Genomic DNA, 16,136 nt, shown 5'->3' on the forward strand with positions numbered 1-16,136 from the left:
AGGTGGGATATAACACAGAGCTTGTGCGGGACTTGTAGCGCGCCTGCAACGCCCAGAGACTATTTCGCTGAAGGCGCTCGGAATGCTTGGGAAAGGGCGGATTGTTAAAGCGCCAATTAACCTTCAAGCAAGGAATTAACCATAAACATTGCGATACACGTCGGAATGGGAAGATGTTTGCTCGTTCCCACCAGGCATGACGCCGACCCGCCGTACCGGCTCGATCCGGTATCCGTCTCTTTTCCGAAACAGATTTGCTGATCGGGATACGTCCGCCCTCCGGTTTGCGCCGGCGGTTACACAGGTCGTTTCCCTGCAGTGCGCTCTATCGGATGGAGCACAAAGGTTTTTCACCGGATCGTATCCGGAATGTGGTTGGGGATAGGCATTGGGGCAGGACATGCCATCAGATCAGGCCAAAGGCGCGCAGGCAGGCAGCCTTCGCGATCGCCTGCGCTTTGCCGGTCTCGATGACGCACAATGCGAGGCAGTGCGCCGTCACCGGCCGATGCTCGAGGCCCGGCTGAAGAGCGGTCTTCGCGACCTGTTCCAGCGCTTCCAGTCCTTTCCGGACGCAGCCCGCAATTTCCAGAACGAGCGCCAACTCGATCGCCTGCATGATCTCCAGTCCTCCCATTGGGACGTGCTGACGGATGCCCGCTTCGACAGCCTCTACGCCGAGCGTGTCAAGGTTCTTGCCGATACCGAAAGCAAGATGGGGGTTGATCCGCGCTGGCACGTTGCTGGCCATGGCGTCATGCTGGAGCACATCATTTCGGGTCTGGCGGGCGAGCTTGCAGGCAAGCCGTTGCTGCCAGGCGCCAAGCGCCGCGCGAAAGAGGTCTCCGAGATGATGACGGCGATCATCCGCCTCGTCATGGTGGATGTCGAAATCGCCGTCTCGCTGCGTTTCAATGCCTTGCGCGCCTCGCAGCAACGCGCGCTTGCCGAGCAGCGCGAAAACGACCGGACGGAGATCACCCGGATTTTCGGTAACGTGGTCGACGGCCTTGCAGCCCGCGACCTGACCGTGCGCGCAGCCACCGATGGCGAAGATACCTACGCTGATATCGCCGGTGCGCTCAACGCGGCACTCGACGGCTTTCAGGCGGAATTTGTCGCAATCAGCGAGCGCACCACGAAAGCCGAACTTTCCACGCGTTCGCTTGCGGCTGCCTCGCAGAGCTTTTCGGGTAATGCGGCCGGTCATTCCGCGCAGCTCATGACATCAGCAGCAGCGCTCGAAGTGATCGCCGGGGGTGTCCGCGACGGCGCAGTGGAAAGCCGCGCGGCCGAAAAGGCCGCGGCCTCCACCCGTGCCGCCGCCGAAGAGAGCGGTCAGGTTGTCGGCCGTGCTATCAGCGCGATGGCGGATATCGAACAGTCCGCCGAAAAGATCGGCCAGATCATCGGCGCGATCGACGAGATCGCCTTCCAGACGAACCTGCTTGCGTTGAACGCCGGCATCGAGGCTGCACGTGCCGGCGAATCCGGTCGCGGCTTTGCGGTCGTGGCGCAGGAAGTGCGCGCACTCGCCCAGCGTTCTGCCGAAGCCGCCCGCGAAATCAAAACCCTTGTCACGACCACCAAGGCGCAGGTCGATGCCGGCGTTCAGATGGTCGGCCGCACGCAGGATTCGATCGGCAGCATCGTGCGGCAGGTAACCGGCATCAATGCTGCGATCGCAACGATTGCAAGCCAGACGGGCGCGCACGCTGCAAGCCTCGATATGGTAACGGCGGACGTCAAGGCGCTTGGCGGGCAGGTTGCCGACAGCGCGGCATCCGCCAACCGCGCGGCCGAAGGTGCCGATCATCTACACACGGTGATCCTCGAACTCGGGCAGACGATCCGCGAATTCCGCAGCGCCCGCGAAAATGGGCGGGTCGAAACGGCGCCGCCTCGCGCTTCCCGCCAACGCAGCATCGAGATCACGGCCCGTCCCGCCACACTGGACGAGGAATACGACAACGAGGATTTCGGGTTTTCGCGTCCGGCTGCGAGTTTCGGAGGCGCCCGAAATGCTTATTGACCTATCGGAATACGACCTCGCCTCATTTTTGCGGGCAAGGGACAACGGGACAAGGAAAAGCTGATGGCAGCAAGGAAGAGTGGGAAGACACTGAATCTGGCGGCGGTGCTTGATCTCAACGAGGCTTCGGCCTTGCGCGACAAGCTCATGTCAGTGCGCGGCGGCGACCTTTCGGTCGATGCATCCGCCGTCGAGCGCCTCGGCGGCCTGTGCGCTCAGGTTCTGATGGCTGCGGCGAAGACCTGGGACCAGGACAAGTATTCGTTCACCTTCACGAAAGTGTCCGATGCATTTCACAAAACCATGCAGCTGGTTGGCGTCGACATCGACCACCTGCTTGCCAAGGAGACCCGGCAATGAAGAAAAAAGTGCTCACCGTGGATGATTCACGGACAATCCGAAACATGCTTCTCGTGACGCTGAACAATGCGGGCTTCGAGACGATTCAGGCCGAAGACGGTGTCGAAGGTCTTGAAGTCCTGGAAGAATCCAACCCGGACGTCATCGTGACCGACATCAACATGCCGCGCCTCGATGGCTTCGGTTTCATCGAAGGTGTCCGCCGCAACGAGAAATACCGGGCGATCCCGATCCTGGTGCTCACGACCGAAAGCGACGCGGAAAAGAAGAACCGTGCCCGCCAAGCCGGAGCCACCGGCTGGATCGTCAAGCCGTTCGACCCTGCCAAGCTGATCGATGCCATTGAGCGCGTAACCGCTTAAACCCAGGATTTTCTCCATGGATATGAACGAAATCAAAGAGATATTTTTCCAGGAATGCGAGGAGCAGCTCGCCGAACTGGAATCCGGTCTCATGAAAATGAATGATGGCGATCGCGATCCGGAAACCATCAATGCGGTGTTCCGTGCCGTCCATTCGATCAAGGGCGGCGCCGGCGCCTTCGGTCTGGACGATCTCGTCGCTTTCGCCCATGTGTTCGAGACCACACTTGATTGCGTTCGTTCCAATAAGCTTGAGCCCACACAGGATGTCTTGAAGGTCATGCTGAAATCGGCCGACGTGCTGGCGGACCTCACCAATGCCGCCCGCGACGGCGGCAGCGTCGACGAAAGCCGCAGCCGCGGTCTGGTGAAGGAACTGGAAGCGCTGGCGAATGGAGAGCTGCTGTCTCCGTCCGCAGCCGCTGAAGCGCAGGCATCGAAACCTGCCGCAAAGGCGGCTCCGGCGCTTTCCCCAGCAGTGGAGGCGCCCAAGACGGCCGACGACAGCGGTTTCCAGCCGATACCCTTTTCCTTCGATGATTTCGGCGGTGAGGACGAGGCCGGCTCCGGTCTTCCTGTCTATGAAATCACCTTCAAGCCGCGCTCCGACCTCTATTCTAAGGGCAACGATGCCACGCTTCTGCTGCGCGATCTCTCGCGCCTCGGTGAGATGAGCAGTTACTGCAACATGGACGATCTGCCGGGTCTCGACGATCTTGATGCGGAGGCTGCTTATCTTAGCTGGAACATCACGCTGATGACGGACAAGGGCGAGGACGCCATTCGCACCGTGTTCGAATTCGCCGAATGGGATTGCGATCTGACGGTCGAGGCTGTCGAAGCCGAGTCCGCCGCATCGTCCAACGACGAACTGCCGATGATCCCGGTTCCCTTCGACCTTTCGATCTTAGACGAGGGTGCCGCCGAGCTTCCCGCCCACCAGCCGACGTCGGATGCGGCTACTGCCGTCGCTGCCGCAGAGACGGCCTCGAACGTAACCCAGATGGCGGCCGCGGCCGCCCGCGTCGAAAAGAGGGAATCTGCTGCGGCCGCTGCAGCAAGTGCCGCTGCTGCCCAGAACAATGCCGCAGCAGGCGCAGGTCAGACGATCCGCGTCGATCTCGATCGCGTTGACCGCCTGATCAACCTCGTCGGCGAGCTGGTCATCAACCAGGCGATGCTGTCGCAGAGCGTCATCGAAAACGACACGACCGGCACCTCGTCCATTAATATGGGCCTCGAAGAGCTGCAGCAGCTCACCCGCGAGATCCAGGATTCGGTGATGGCGATCCGCGCGCAGCCGGTAAAGCCGGTCTTCCAGCGCATGTCGCGCATCGTTCGCGAAATCGCCGACATGACGGGCAAGACCATCCGCCTGATTACAGAAGGTGAAAACACCGAAGTCGACAAGACTGTCATCGACAAACTGGCAGAACCGCTAACGCACATGATCCGCAATGCCGTCGACCACGGCATCGAAACACCGGAAAAGCGTGCCGCAGCCGGCAAGAATACCGAAGGCACGGTTCGCCTGACGGCAAAACACCGTTCCGGCCGCATCCTGATCGAGCTGGCCGACGACGGCGCCGGCATCAATCGCGAGAAGGTGCGCCAGAAGGCGATCGACAACGACCTGATCCCCGCCGACACAAACCTTTCGGACGAGGAGATCGACAACCTGATCTTCCTGCCCGGCTTCTCGACGGCCGATAAGATCTCCGACATTTCGGGCCGCGGCGTCGGCATGGACGTCGTCAAGCGCTCGATCCAGGCCCTTGGCGGGCGCATCAACATCACGTCCAAGCCAGGCCAAGGCTCCGTCTTCACGATGAGTCTGCCGCTGACGCTCGCCGTCCTCGACGGCATGGTGGTCACGGTTGCCGGCCAGACGCTTGTCGTTCCGCTGACAGCCATCGTCGAGACACTGCAGCCGGAAGCAGCTGCGATCCACTCATTCGGTGCGAACCACCGCCTGATCTCGATCCGCAACTCGTTCTGCCCGCTGGTCGATGTCGGCCGCATCCTGAACTTCCGCGCCACGCAGGCAAATCCGGTCGAAGGGGTCGCACTGCTGGTGGAATCCGAAGGTGGCGGCCAGCGCGCGCTTATGGTCGACGCGATCCAGGGTCAGCGGCAGGTCGTTATCAAGAGCCTGGAGGCGAACTACACGCATGTGCCGGGCATCGCCGCGGCAACCATCCTCGGTGACGGGCGCGTGGCGCTCATCCTCGATGTCGATGCCGTTGTCGGCGCCTCGCGCGGCCAGGCCCTGAAGCCTGAAATGTCGTTGGCAGCAGTGGGATAAGCCATGTCGTACGCCGTGAAAAATCTGAGCCAGGGGGATCGCGAACTCATCGCGTTCCGCATCGGCGACCAGGAATTTTGCGTAAACATCATGTCGGTTCGCGAAATTCGCGGCTGGACGCCGGCAACGACCATGCCGCATTCGCCAGGCTACATGAAGGGCGTCATCAACCTCCGCGGCGCGGTGCTGCCGATCATCGATCTTTCGGCGCGGCTCGGCATGAAGCCCGCCGAGCCGTCGGTACGCCACGTCATCATTGTCGCGCAGGTCCGGCGGAAGGTCGTCGGTCTGCTCGTCGACGCGGTCTCGGACATCCTCACCGTGACCGACGACAATATTCAACCGACGCCGGAAATCTCTTCCGACACAGAACGCCAGTTCGCCCGCGGCGTTCTTGCAATCGAAAAACGGATGATCTGCCTGGTCGAACTGGAAGCCCTCTTCCCCGATACGGAAAGCGAAGCTGCATGAATGCGTTGAGTGCAAAAGATCTCAGGCAGGGGAGCCCGGACGAGGTTCTGGCGAGCGGCGAATATCCGCTGACGCGCCGCGACCTTACGGAAATCGCTGCGATGATCTACTCAGATGCGGGGATCTTCCTGAACGAGACCAAGGCTTCACTGGTTTATTCGCGTCTTTCCAAGCATATCCGCAATCTCGGCCTTTCGGGCTTCCGCGAATACTGTTCGCTGGTCTCCTCACCCGCCGGTGCGGCGCCGCGCCGCGAAATGCTTTCGCATCTGACCACCAATTTCACGCGCTTCTTCCGCGAGAACCACCACTTCGAGCACTTGCGTGACCATGTGCTGCCGGAGCTTCTGAACCGTGCCAAGATGGGCGGGCGTGTCCGTATCTGGTCGGCCGCATCTTCCGACGGGCAGGAGCCCTATTCGATTGCGCTGACCGTGCTTTCGATGATGCCGAATGTCGCCGACTACGATTTCAAGATCCTGGCAACCGATATCGACCCAAAGATACTCAATCTCGCTCGCGCCGGATCCTACGACGAGACGGCTCTCGAAACCGTGTCGCCGGCCATGCGCAAGCAGTGGTTCACGGAAGTCAACGTGGATGGCCGCCGTAAATTCCAGGTCGATGACCGCGTCAAGCGCCTGATCACCTACAACGAGCTGAACCTGATGGCGCAGTGGCCCTTCAAGGGCAAGTTCGACATCATCTTTTGCCGCAACGTCGTCATCTATTTCGACGAACCGACGCAGATGAAGATCTGGTCGCGCTTTGCCGAACTGCTGCCTGAAGGCGGACATCTTTACATCGGCCATTCCGAGCGCGTATCCGGCGAAGCAAAGCACGTCTTCGACAATATCGGCGTCACGACGTATCGCCACACGACGAAGGGACTGGGGAGAAAGGGATGAGCGCACCGGCAAGAGTTCTCGTCGTTGACGACTCCCCGACGATGCGCGGGCTGATAAGCGCCGTCTTGAGTTCCGATCCGGAGGTCAGCGTCATCGGCCAGGCGGGCGATGCACTGGAAGCGCGCGAGGCAATCAAGAAGCTCAATCCCGATGTCGTCACGCTCGACATCGAGATGCCGAACATGAACGGCCTGGAATTCCTCGAGAAGATCATGCGGCTTCGCCCTATGCCGGTCATCATGGTCTCCACCATGACGCACCGCGGCGCGGAAGCAACCCTGGCTGCGCTCGAAATCGGCGCCTTCGATTGCGTCGGGAAGCCTGCCCCCGGCGAGCTGCGCCCGTTCGGCGACCTCGCCGAGAAGGTCAAGGCTGCCGCGCGCACGCAACGCCAGTTCGTGCAGCCGGCTGCAACTCCGGTTCCGCCGGTATCGGTCGCCGATTTCCGGGTCGGCCGCAAGATCGTTGCGATCGGTTCGTCGACGGGCGGCGTAGAAGCACTGATCGCGGTGCTTCAGAAGTTTCCGGCGAACTGCCCGCCGACGGTCATTACCCAGCATATGCCGCCGACCTTCACGAAAAGCTTTGCTGAGCGCCTTAACCGCCTCTGTGCTCCGGTCGTCGAAGAGGCGACGGATGGCGCACGTTTAGAGATTGGTAAGATTTATCTGGCACCAGGCGGAGAACGTCATTTGCAGGTCGCAAATGCGTCGGCTCCCTGTTGCCGTCTCGTCGAGCGCGATCCGGTGAACGGACATCGCCCCTCGGTCGACGTTCTCTTCGATTCCGTTGCCGAACTTGCCGGACGCAATGCGGTCGGCGTGATCCTGACAGGCATGGGCCGCGATGGCGCGGCTGGTCTCTTGAAGATGCGCCATGCAGGCGCGCGCACTCTCGGACAGAACGAAAAGACCTGCGTGGTCTACGGAATGCCGCGAGTGGCCTATGAACTCGGTGCCGTTGAGCAGCAGCTGCCACTGAATGCCATCGGCGAAGAAATACTGAAAATGACAGCCGCCCGAAAGGAAGGGACAGAATAATGTCGATTGCGGAGAAAATCAAAGTTCTGATCGTCGACGATCAGGTCACGAGCCGGTTGCTGCTCAGCGATGCGCTGACCCAGCTCGGCTTCAAGCAGATCACGGCTGCCGGCGACGGCGAGCAGGGCATGAAGATCATGGCCCAGCAGCCGCATCACCTGGTGATCTCGGACTTCAACATGCCAAAGATGGATGGTCTAGGCCTGCTGCAGGCCGTGCGCACCAATCCGGCAACGAAGAAGGCCGCCTTCATCATCCTGACGGCGCAGGGCGATCGCGCTCTCGTGCAGAAGGCTGCCCAGCTCGGCGCCAACAACGTGCTTGCGAAGCCCTTCACCATCGAAAAGATGAAAGCGGCTATCGAAGCCGTGTTTGGAGCGCTGAAATGAATGTCGAGGCAGCAGCCCGCCGCGTTCATATCATTCAAGGCGAATGGAAGGTCTTGAATGATCCGGGCGCGGTTCTGACGACCATTCTTGGCTCGTGTGTGGCTGCCTGTCTGCGCGATCCCGTGGCCGGTGTGGGCGGAATGAACCACTTCCTGCTGCCAGGCACGGGCAATACGCCGATGAGCGGCGGGGACGCCACACGCTATGGCGTTCATCTGATGGAATTGCTGATCAACGGCCTTCTGAAGCAGGGCGCGCGCCGCGACCGCCTGGAGGCAAAGATTTTCGGCGGGGCGAAGACGATCTCGACATTCTCCAATGTCGGCGAACAGAACGCCGCCTTCGCCATGCAGTTCCTGAGGGACGAAGGCATCCCGGTCGTCAGCTCCAGCACCGGCGGCGAACATGGCCGCAAGCTCGAATACTGGCCGGTTTCAGGCCGCGCGCGCCAGTACCCGCTGACGGGCGCCGAAACGCAGAAAACGGTGGCTCTCGAACAGCGTCCCGTCACGCCGCAGAAGTCGGTCGAAACAAGTATCGAATTTTTCTGATGACAAGGATTTTTCTATGACTTTCAGTGGACCGATCGAGCCGCCTTCGCCGGTCGAGGCGCTTCCGGATATCCTCATGCGCATCGTTTCCGAACTGCATGATGTCGCTTACCTCATCGAACGCATCGAGCCGCAGCTTCTCGAAATCGGCGGCGCCGATGTCCTGAATTCGCCGGACAGCATGAAAATCATGCAGGGCATCGATCTTGCCGTCCAGAAAGCCCGTGGTCTGGCTGAATTCATCGACACGATCACAGGTGAAATTCCGCAAAGCTGGGCTGTTGACGTCGCGACCGCGCTCAGTCTCGTCAAGCTTGCCGAGATGCAGAAAGCGCTCGGCGGCGCCACGCGCCACGGCCATTCCCAGCCGCTCAGCAAGGCGGCCGGCGACTTCGATTTCTTCTGATTTTTCAGTTTCTCAGCCTGCTCTGACGAAACGCTCGCACAAGTTTCGCCGTCTATCAAGGAATGAGGCAATAAGCCTGTTTTGTCTTTGACGGATCGTGCGAGAACAGAATGAATCTGTTAAATCAATTAGTTCAGCTCACTAGGAACTTAGGTTCGCTGGGGCGAACCCGCTTGTTGGCACTCGCTGGTGTTGGCGTTTTTTCCATCGCAATCATTTTGGCTGCAGCCTTTTTCGTCAACAAGCCGGCACAGGAAATGCTCTATGTCGGCCTTGATACTCCTGACCTCAATCAAATCAGCATGGCTCTTGCGGAGGCCAATATCGGCTTCCAGGTCGGTTCCGACGGTTCGAGCATTACGGTGCCCGCCGGCATGACGGGCAAGGCCCGCCTGCTGCTTGCCGAGCGCGGGCTGCCGAACAGCGCCAACGCAGGCTACGAATTGTTCGACAATGTCGGCTCGCTCGGCCTTACCTCGTTCATGCAGGAAGTCACGCGCGTCCGTGCGCTCGAGGGTGAAATAGGCCGCACCATTCAGTCCATCTCCGGAATCACCGCCGCACGCGTCCATATCGTCATGCCGGAGGTCGGAAACTTCCGCAAGGCGGAGCAGAAGCCGACAGCCTCCGTCATGATCCGGGCGAGTGCTGCGGCGGGCCGAAGTGCAGCCACCTCGATCCGCCACCTCGTCGCCTCGGCCGTGCCGGGGCTTGACGTCGATGACGTGACGATTCTCGATTCCGCCGGCCAGCTGCTGGCCTCCGGCGACGAGGCGAGCAACAGCTCGCTGAACCGCTCGCTAAACATCGTCCAGAACGTCCAGCAGGAAGTCGAATCGAATATCGACAAGGCGCTGGCGCCCTTCCTCGGCATGGACAATTTCCGCTCCAGCGTGACGGCCGATCTCAACACGGACGCGCAGCAGATCCAGGAGACGGTCTACGATCCGGAATCGAAGGTGGAGCGGTCCGTGCGCACCACCAAGGAAGCCTCGCAGTCGCAGCAGAAGCAGTCCGACAACGCGACGACCGTCGAGCAGAACGTTCCGCAGGCCGCACCCGAGCAGGGCGGAAGCAACAATCCGGAATCACAAGACAAGTCGGACAAGAAGGAAGAGCAGACCAACTACGAGATCAACAGCAAGACCACTGCCACGACCCGTAGCAGCTACAAGATCGAGAAGCTTTCGATCGCCGTTGTCGTCAACAAGGGCCGTGTTGCCCAGATGGTTGGCGAACCTGCCGATCAGGCAAAGATCGACGCCTATCTCGCCGAGATGAACAAGATCGTGACGTCTGCAGCCGGTATCAGTGCCGATCGAGGCGACGTGGTCACGGTCACGGCGATGGATTTCCTCGAGAACCAGCTTCTCGAAGATGCCGCCGGCGGCGTTCGCATCCTCGACATGCTGAGCCGCAACCTGGCCGGCATCATCAACTCGCTTGCCTTCCTGGGCGTCGCCTTCGTGGTAGTCTGGATGGGCGTGCGGCCTCTGGTGCGCAGCATCAGCGGTGGCGGCGTGGGCGCAATCGGCGACACGTCTGCCGAAAGCGTAGGCCTGGAACTGCCGGATTTCGCACCGGCCGGAGGAACGGCTGCCGGCGGCGCACTCATGGACGGCTTCGGCTCGGACTTCGGCTTCGACAGCACGGAGGATCTGCTCAGCCTGGGCGACGACGACGGAAACTTCAACCGCCGCGTCAAGGAAGGCCCGGAACGGAAGCTCGCGCGAATGGTCGAGATCAACGAGGAGCGCGCCGCGAAAATCCTCAGGAAATGGGCCGTGGACAACGCCGCTTAAACGAAAGGCCGGGGGACCGGCCTTTTTTAATGTCCACCGTCAGCGTGATCACGGATTTGTTATCAGCAGGCACCCGAGCGGGACATATTTTGCACAAGATTGAAAAGGTGCTTGATTGTTGCCGGATCAGGCGAGAGCGAACGTTTCACTCTTATAAATCAGAAGAAATCGCTTGGCAGGAAGATTGTTTAAGGTCGAAAGTTTTATTTCATAAATACATAGTCATATGTGACGTGCAGTATCGGCGGATTTGTTCGTGATATTCAAATTAGAATTAGCTGAATTTAAAGTATGTATGAATTGCGTCAAAGAATTGCTCATATTGATGACTCGCCTATAACGAGTGTTGTGTTGCGAGACTGAGAGAATCACCATAGGTTCAAGACTATCTAATCAAGCGATGTCTGAGCGCGAATCACGCGCACGGAAAGCGGCAAGAGTAAATCCCAAGAACTCGGATATGGTAGTTTCTGACGTCTGACTTACCCTTGGGTGATTCGTCTAGTCATTGCGGCAGGCCGCGTAGGTCCTGCGCAACAATGCCTTGCAGAGACGGGCACTCAGCCGCGCGGGACGCTGCCTATGGATATGCACACACTGCTTAAGGGCGAAAATCAGTCCGCGAATTTCGTCGGTCTCCAGGCTATCAGCCTTTGCTCCCGCGAGGAGCTCATTGGGCAACTTAGCGAAATTGCCAACAGCGGCAGGTTGCAGGCGGCACTTCGCACGCTGACGGATTACGTTGGGGCGTCGCATTACCTGCTGGCGCGCTCCGATCTCATTCAGGAAGCCGGCCTCGATTCTATCGTATCCTCGGACTGGCCGTTCGACCTCGTGAAGGATCTGGCGGCGGCATTGACCAACAGCTATGCGCGCACGACCGAGCTGGAAAAATGCATGCAGCTCTTCCAGCCGCATTTTGCACTCCTCCCCGACAATACCCATGTGCCGGATGGCGCCAGCCGCCAGTATTGTTCCTTGACGTTCAATGTCGGTCGCTCGCGGCTATCGTTGATGTTTCTCTTCGATGACGGGTTTATCCTGTCGCCGGAACGGCTGAGGGACGTCGGGCTTCTTGCAGGCTATCTCGCGAGCTCCCTCCAGTGCGCCGGCACCCGGGTGGACCGCGATTTCGAGCTGACGGAGCGGGAGCTCGAATGTCTCTTCTGGATCGCCGAAGGCAAAACCAGCGATGAGATCGCGATGATCCTGGGCATCTCCCGCAATACGATCAACAACTACATTACGAGCGTCATGCGAAAGACAGCGACTAAGACTCGCTCCGAGGCGATAGCGTTTGCGGTGAGAAATAATCTCGTCTGAGGGGAATTTATGGGGCATTCGTCAAGCAGGGCGATGGGTAGTACCGAACACATCCGCAGCATACGTGTGAACAGGGTAAGCAGCCGCTCCGATCTCTTCCCGCGGCTGGTCGCGATGCAGAAGCTGGCGGACGCCCAGAATTTCGCGGTCTACCGGATGAGCGGCTCGGGCCTACCTGCGAAGCAGCGTCTGGTCTGCGAATTGGAAAACTGGGGGCTGTCGGCTGCGGTGGCCTCCAGCAAGGCACTTGTGGATGCCTATGGCGATGCGCTGCTGGAACACATCGAAAAATCCCTTTTGCCCTTGTCGTGGGCCGGCGGCCATGATCGCACCGCGCCCGGCTCGACCGATTTCGCGCCGTTCATGACGCGACTGAAGGACGGCATTCTGCCATTTTCAGGCCTCGCTTTTCCTGTGCGGCTCGGTACGGCAGGAAACGGGTTCGTCATCTTCATGGGCGATTACCTCGATCCCGGCAGCGACATGATCGTGGAGCTTCATGGCCGCAGCTGCCAGGTCATGATGGATCTGCTCTCGATGGATGAGCGCCGCGTAGCGGCGGCGGAAACACTGAGCGAGCGCGAGATTGCCTGCCTGCAGCTTGCGGGCGACGGGCGCATCAGCGAAGAGATTGCCGACAAGCTCGGACTTTCAGTCCATACCGTGAATGCTTACCTCGGCTCGGCGACGATCAAGCTGGATTCGGTCAACCGCATCCAGGCGATCGCCAAGGCGATCCGCCTCGGCTACATCAGCTGAAGGGGCCAATTGCCAAACCCGGCGCGGATAAACCGGCCGGGTTCTTCCAAGCCTGAAACTGAAGTATCGATCAGCCCGCAAGCGCCTGAAGCGGCCGGGTATTGTACCGGCTTTCACGCAGGCTGCGTTCGAGGAAGGCCGTGTTCACGTCCGGATCGGCAGACGGATCCTGGAAGGCGATATGGTTGATCTCGATACCGGCATGCTGCTCCGCCATCGTGAGCTGCGCATAGACCGTCACGCCGCGTGGCTTGATCTCGAGATCGAGGACGACCTCGGGCTTGCCGCCCCATTCCAGCGTGTAACTGCCCCCAAGGCCGAAATTGACGGTGCCGGGATGAAAGAACAGCTCTGCAGCCGACGCAACCAGATCGGCGATGCTGCCGTAATACTCGAAGCGCAGCAGCGAAATGAGATCCGAAGCGTCGAGAAGCCGAAGCTCGGTCGCAACCGGGCTGATGGCTTCGGCAAGAATTCTTTCACGCTGAGAAGAGTAGGGGCATTTCTTCATTCGGCTTATCTTACCCGTTTGTTCCTGGCGTCGGCAGCATAAACCCGGTGAATGAGCTCTGCCACGGCCTTGTAGAATACTGACGGGATGACACTATCGATCGAGACTTGCGCAAACATGGAGCGGGCAAGAGGCGGATCCTCGAAAACAGGAATCCCATTCTTTTCGGCTATCTCTCTGATTTTCAACGCAATAAGGTCCTGACCCTTGGCCAGAACCACCGGCGCATCGTTTTCCTCGCGCACATAACGCAGCGCCACGGCATAGTGCGTCGGGTTGGCGATGACGAGCGTGGCGCGTTCGACATTGGCAATCATGCGGCGGCGGGCACGGTCCCGCATCAGCGAGCGCTGGCGGCCCTTCACGAACGGGTCGCCCTGCGCCTGCTTGTTTTCTTCCTTCACTTCGTGCCGCGTCATCTTGAGTTCGGTGAACCAGTGATGTCGCGACCAGAAGAAGTCCGCGATCGCAACGACGGCCGTTGCGAAAAGTACGACCAGCACGATCTTGCGCATGATCGTCATCGTCCGCTCGAAGAAGGTTTGTGGGTCGGAGAACATCGCATCGATCGCGTTGAAATATTCGCTCTTCAGCACGAAGAACATGATCACTCCGACGATCAGGATCTTGAAGAGCGATTTGCCGAATTCGATCAGGCCGGGCACGCTGAAGATGCGCGCAAAGCCCTTGGCCGGCGAAAGGCGCGACAGCTGCGGACGGATGCGTTCGAGAACTGGAGTAGGAAGATTTTGGCTTATGGAGGCTACGACGCCGAAGATCATGAACAGCAGCATGGCCGGGGTGAGAAGCACAGCGCTCACCCAGCCGAGATGCACGAAGAGTGACATCGCGTCCGGCCCGGTCTCGATCTTCCACTGGTCCGGCTGTTCGAAGATGTCACGAAGCGATTCGCTGACCCGGCTGATACCATCGGGCAGATAGAAGGTCAGATAGATAAAGGTCGCAAGAACGGTGGCGAAGATCGGCACTTCGCGTGAGAAGGGCGTATTACCTTTCTCGGCTGCGTCGGCCTGCTTTTTCGCCGTCGGGGCTTCTGTTTTGCTGTCCTTGTCCTCATCAGCCAAGTTCGCGGCCCTCCATCAATGGAAAGGGCCGCAGCAAGGCGCGGCCCGTTCCGAAAAGCGTAGTCTTGCGGTACATCGTGATCAACGCCGGGAACGGTTTCTCGCCGGGTTGTCAACAGAAGCAGAAGCTTAGGCTGCTGCCGGCGCTCCGCTCTCCGCCTCCTTGAGCTGGATCTGGCCGGAGTTTGCCAGGCGAATCGCTTCCTGGGCGACGGCACGCCGGGCAATGGCGATCTCGCGCGGATTGATGCCGGCAGTGCCGCTCTGCAGGTCCGATTCGATCATGCGGCGCTGGCGCGGGCTGATCGAGGAGAGAACTGCCTCGCGGATTTCGGCCGACGCGCCGCGCAAAGCCATGGTGAGAACGTCGGCGGAGATATCGTTGAGCAGCATGACCCGGCTGCGTTGCGGCATGTAGAGAATGTCGTCGAAGAGGAAGATCTTCGGGCGAACCTTGTTGACGGATTCGCGGCTGATCGACTCCAGCGAAGTGAGCAACGTGTCGACCTGCGGCTTGTCCATCTCGTTCATGAGTTCGGCAACCTTGTTCGATCCGATCGAGTTCTTCTCGGCTTCGACTTCGGCCAGCAGCGTCACCACCTGCTTCTCGATGATTTGAGCGGCTTTGGGGCTGACGGATTTCAGGTTGACGGTGCGGTTCATGATGTCCGCGCGGCGGCTGTCCGGAAGCTGCATCAGCACCTTGGCGCCGAAGGAAGACGGCATCATCGAAAGAATATAGGCAACGGTCTGCGGATGTTCGCGCAGCAGGAACTTGCCGATGAAGGCCGGATCCCCCTCGCCGAGACGGTCCCAGATGGAGGTTTCGTATGCTTGGAATGCTGTGCGGCGGCCGAGAAGGCTGTCTACCTCGTCCGGCGTCAGGCCCTCTTCGAGAATGCTCTCGATGGCCTTGGCATTGTCCATCAGGCCGGCGCCTTCGGTGAAGAGGTCTTCGAATTCGGCCACCAGGCCAAGCAGCTCGTCCGGCGGAATGGCTCGCAGAGCCTGAGCGGAAGATATGATCGTCTGCAACTCGGCCTGGGTGAAATATTTCAACAGCCGGCCTGCGACTCCCTTCCCCATAGCGAGGAGTACAGCCGCCGCTTTTTCAGCCTGGGTCAACGGTTTCCCGGCAAGTGCGCCGCCGAAATCGTCAAAGTCCATCATGGTCTAACCTCTCCGCCCCTAACCGGGGTCAGGCTTTTTTGGTGCTCAAAACTTCTATCAATTTAACCCCAAAGCGGGTGTCGTCATTCTCCAGGACGGTGATTTCGCCACGTGCGATCTTGCGGCCGTTCACCATGATCTCAACCGGCTCGCCGATCTTCTTGTCGAGGGCAATGGTGGCGCCTTCGTTGAGATTCATCAGGCCGGAAACCTGCATGCGGCTGCTGCCGAGCATGATCTGGACGTCGATCGGAATGTCCATGATCAGTTCGAAGTTCGAAGAAAGCGCGCTGCCAAGCGGTGCCGGTTCGACGATCGCCGCGGAGAAACCGGTATCGCCGAAATCCGAAGAGCCGCCAAAGTCGCCGTTGCCGAAGGGTGTCTCGGCTGTGCTGTCACTGCCGAAGTCGCCGAAAGCCGACAGATCGGTACCGGTTCCGGCGCCGAAAACATCGGCTTCTTCGCCCAACTCTGGAACTTCGCCGTCCGAATCCTGCTTCAGAACCCCGCGGAGATCATCGATCGCCTGATCGAGGTCAGCTTCGTTGCCTGGAAGCTCCAGTGACAGATCGTCGTTCTGCTGTGTTTTCTTCGTAGCCATGAAATCACTATTCCAGTTGAAACTTGCCTCAAACTGCCGTTGCAGCGAAAGGGACGGGAAC

General features: G+C 59.7%; 17 protein-coding genes. 13 read left to right on the forward strand and 4 right to left on the reverse strand.

Annotated features, from left to right (window positions below):
• Positions 1–400 precede the first annotated feature (400 nt).
• From N2599_RS01225 to visR, 13 genes are all read left to right on the forward strand, one after another.
• Complete coding sequence (locus N2599_RS01225) at positions 401–2,032, forward strand: globin-coupled sensor protein (RefSeq protein ID WP_037141850.1); 1,632 nt, start codon at positions 401–403, stop codon at positions 2,030–2,032.
• A 63-nt stretch (positions 2,033–2,095) separates the two neighbouring features.
• Positions 2,096–2,392: an STAS domain-containing protein gene (locus N2599_RS01230; protein ID WP_027509854.1), complete on the forward strand. Its 297-nt coding sequence runs from the start codon at positions 2,096–2,098 to the stop codon at positions 2,390–2,392.
• Positions 2,389–2,754 carry a chemotaxis response regulator CheY1 gene (gene cheY1, locus N2599_RS01235; RefSeq protein WP_003570362.1) on the forward strand — a complete coding sequence of 122 codons (366 nt, stop codon included), beginning with the start codon at positions 2,389–2,391 and terminating at the stop codon, positions 2,752–2,754. Before N2599_RS01230 ends, cheY1 begins: the two co-directional genes overlap by 4 nt.
• Before the next feature lie 16 nt (positions 2,755–2,770).
• The gene (locus N2599_RS01240) at positions 2,771–5,059 is read left to right on the forward strand and encodes a chemotaxis protein CheA (protein WP_027509855.1); all 2,289 of its coding nucleotides are present in this window, start codon (positions 2,771–2,773) and stop codon (positions 5,057–5,059) included.
• A gap of 3 nt (positions 5,060–5,062) precedes the next feature.
• On the forward strand, positions 5,063–5,530 hold the full coding sequence (locus tag N2599_RS01245) for a chemotaxis protein CheW (RefSeq protein ID WP_027509856.1): 468 nt from the start codon (positions 5,063–5,065) through the stop codon (positions 5,528–5,530).
• Positions 5,527–6,438 carry a protein-glutamate O-methyltransferase CheR gene (gene cheR, locus N2599_RS01250; RefSeq protein ID WP_027509857.1) on the forward strand — a complete coding sequence of 304 codons (912 nt, stop codon included), beginning with the start codon at positions 5,527–5,529 and terminating at the stop codon, positions 6,436–6,438. Before N2599_RS01245 ends, cheR begins: the two co-directional genes overlap by 4 nt.
• Positions 6,435–7,478, forward strand: coding sequence for a protein-glutamate O-methylesterase CheB (gene cheB / locus N2599_RS01255; RefSeq protein WP_027509858.1), 1,044 nt, complete (start codon positions 6,435–6,437; stop codon positions 7,476–7,478). Before cheR ends, cheB begins: the two co-directional genes overlap by 4 nt.
• Positions 7,478–7,867 (forward strand): response regulator, encoded by a 390-nt coding sequence (locus N2599_RS01260; protein WP_022718672.1) that lies wholly within the window; start codon positions 7,478–7,480, stop codon positions 7,865–7,867. The genes cheB and N2599_RS01260 overlap by 1 nt, the downstream gene beginning before the upstream one ends.
• Positions 7,864–8,418, forward strand: a complete 555-nt coding sequence (gene cheD / locus N2599_RS01265; protein ID WP_027509859.1) for a chemoreceptor glutamine deamidase CheD — start codon at positions 7,864–7,866, stop codon at positions 8,416–8,418. The genes N2599_RS01260 and cheD overlap by 4 nt, the downstream gene beginning before the upstream one ends.
• Before the next feature lie 16 nt (positions 8,419–8,434).
• Positions 8,435–8,824: a chemotaxis protein CheT gene (cheT, locus tag N2599_RS01270; protein WP_027509860.1), complete on the forward strand. Its 390-nt coding sequence runs from the start codon at positions 8,435–8,437 to the stop codon at positions 8,822–8,824.
• Positions 8,825–8,934: 110 nt separating this feature from the next.
• Complete coding sequence (gene fliF / locus N2599_RS01275) at positions 8,935–10,626, forward strand: flagellar basal-body MS-ring/collar protein FliF (protein WP_027509861.1); 1,692 nt, start codon at positions 8,935–8,937, stop codon at positions 10,624–10,626.
• Between the two features lie 582 nt (positions 10,627–11,208).
• A complete protein-coding gene (gene visN / locus N2599_RS01280) occupies positions 11,209–11,949 on the forward strand; it encodes a transcriptional regulator VisN (RefSeq protein ID WP_037141857.1) in 741 nt (246 codons plus the stop codon).
• A 9-nt stretch (positions 11,950–11,958) separates the two neighbouring features.
• Positions 11,959–12,708, forward strand: a complete 750-nt coding sequence (visR, locus tag N2599_RS01285) for a transcriptional regulator VisR (protein WP_027509863.1) — start codon at positions 11,959–11,961, stop codon at positions 12,706–12,708.
• Positions 12,709–12,778: 70 nt separating this feature from the next.
• On the opposite strand, the gene N2599_RS01290 is transcribed toward visR, so the two are convergent.
• The 4 genes from N2599_RS01290 to fliN all read right to left on the reverse strand — a co-directional run bounded on the left by N2599_RS01290 (position 12,779) and on the right by fliN (position 16,075).
• The gene (locus tag N2599_RS01290; RefSeq protein WP_027509864.1) at positions 12,779–13,219 is read right to left on the reverse strand and encodes a BspJ family T4SS effector nucleomodulin; all 441 of its coding nucleotides are present in this window, start codon (positions 13,217–13,219) and stop codon (positions 12,779–12,781) included.
• A 5-nt stretch (positions 13,220–13,224) separates the two neighbouring features.
• Positions 13,225–14,304: a flagellar biosynthesis protein FlhB gene (gene flhB, locus N2599_RS01295; protein WP_027509865.1), complete on the reverse strand. Its 1,080-nt coding sequence runs from the start codon at positions 14,302–14,304 to the stop codon at positions 13,225–13,227.
• Positions 14,305–14,433: 129 nt separating this feature from the next.
• Entirely contained in the window at positions 14,434–15,474 is a 1,041-nt protein-coding gene (gene fliG, locus N2599_RS01300; protein WP_027509866.1) for a flagellar motor switch protein FliG, read from the reverse strand.
• Positions 15,475–15,502: 28 nt separating this feature from the next.
• A complete protein-coding gene (gene fliN / locus N2599_RS01305; RefSeq protein ID WP_027509867.1) occupies positions 15,503–16,075 on the reverse strand; it encodes a flagellar motor switch protein FliN in 573 nt (190 codons plus the stop codon).
• Positions 16,076–16,136 lie beyond the last annotated feature (61 nt).

The organism is Rhizobium sullae (assembly GCF_025200715.1).
In the GTDB taxonomy this organism is placed as follows: domain Bacteria; phylum Pseudomonadota; class Alphaproteobacteria; order Rhizobiales; family Rhizobiaceae; genus Rhizobium; species Rhizobium sullae.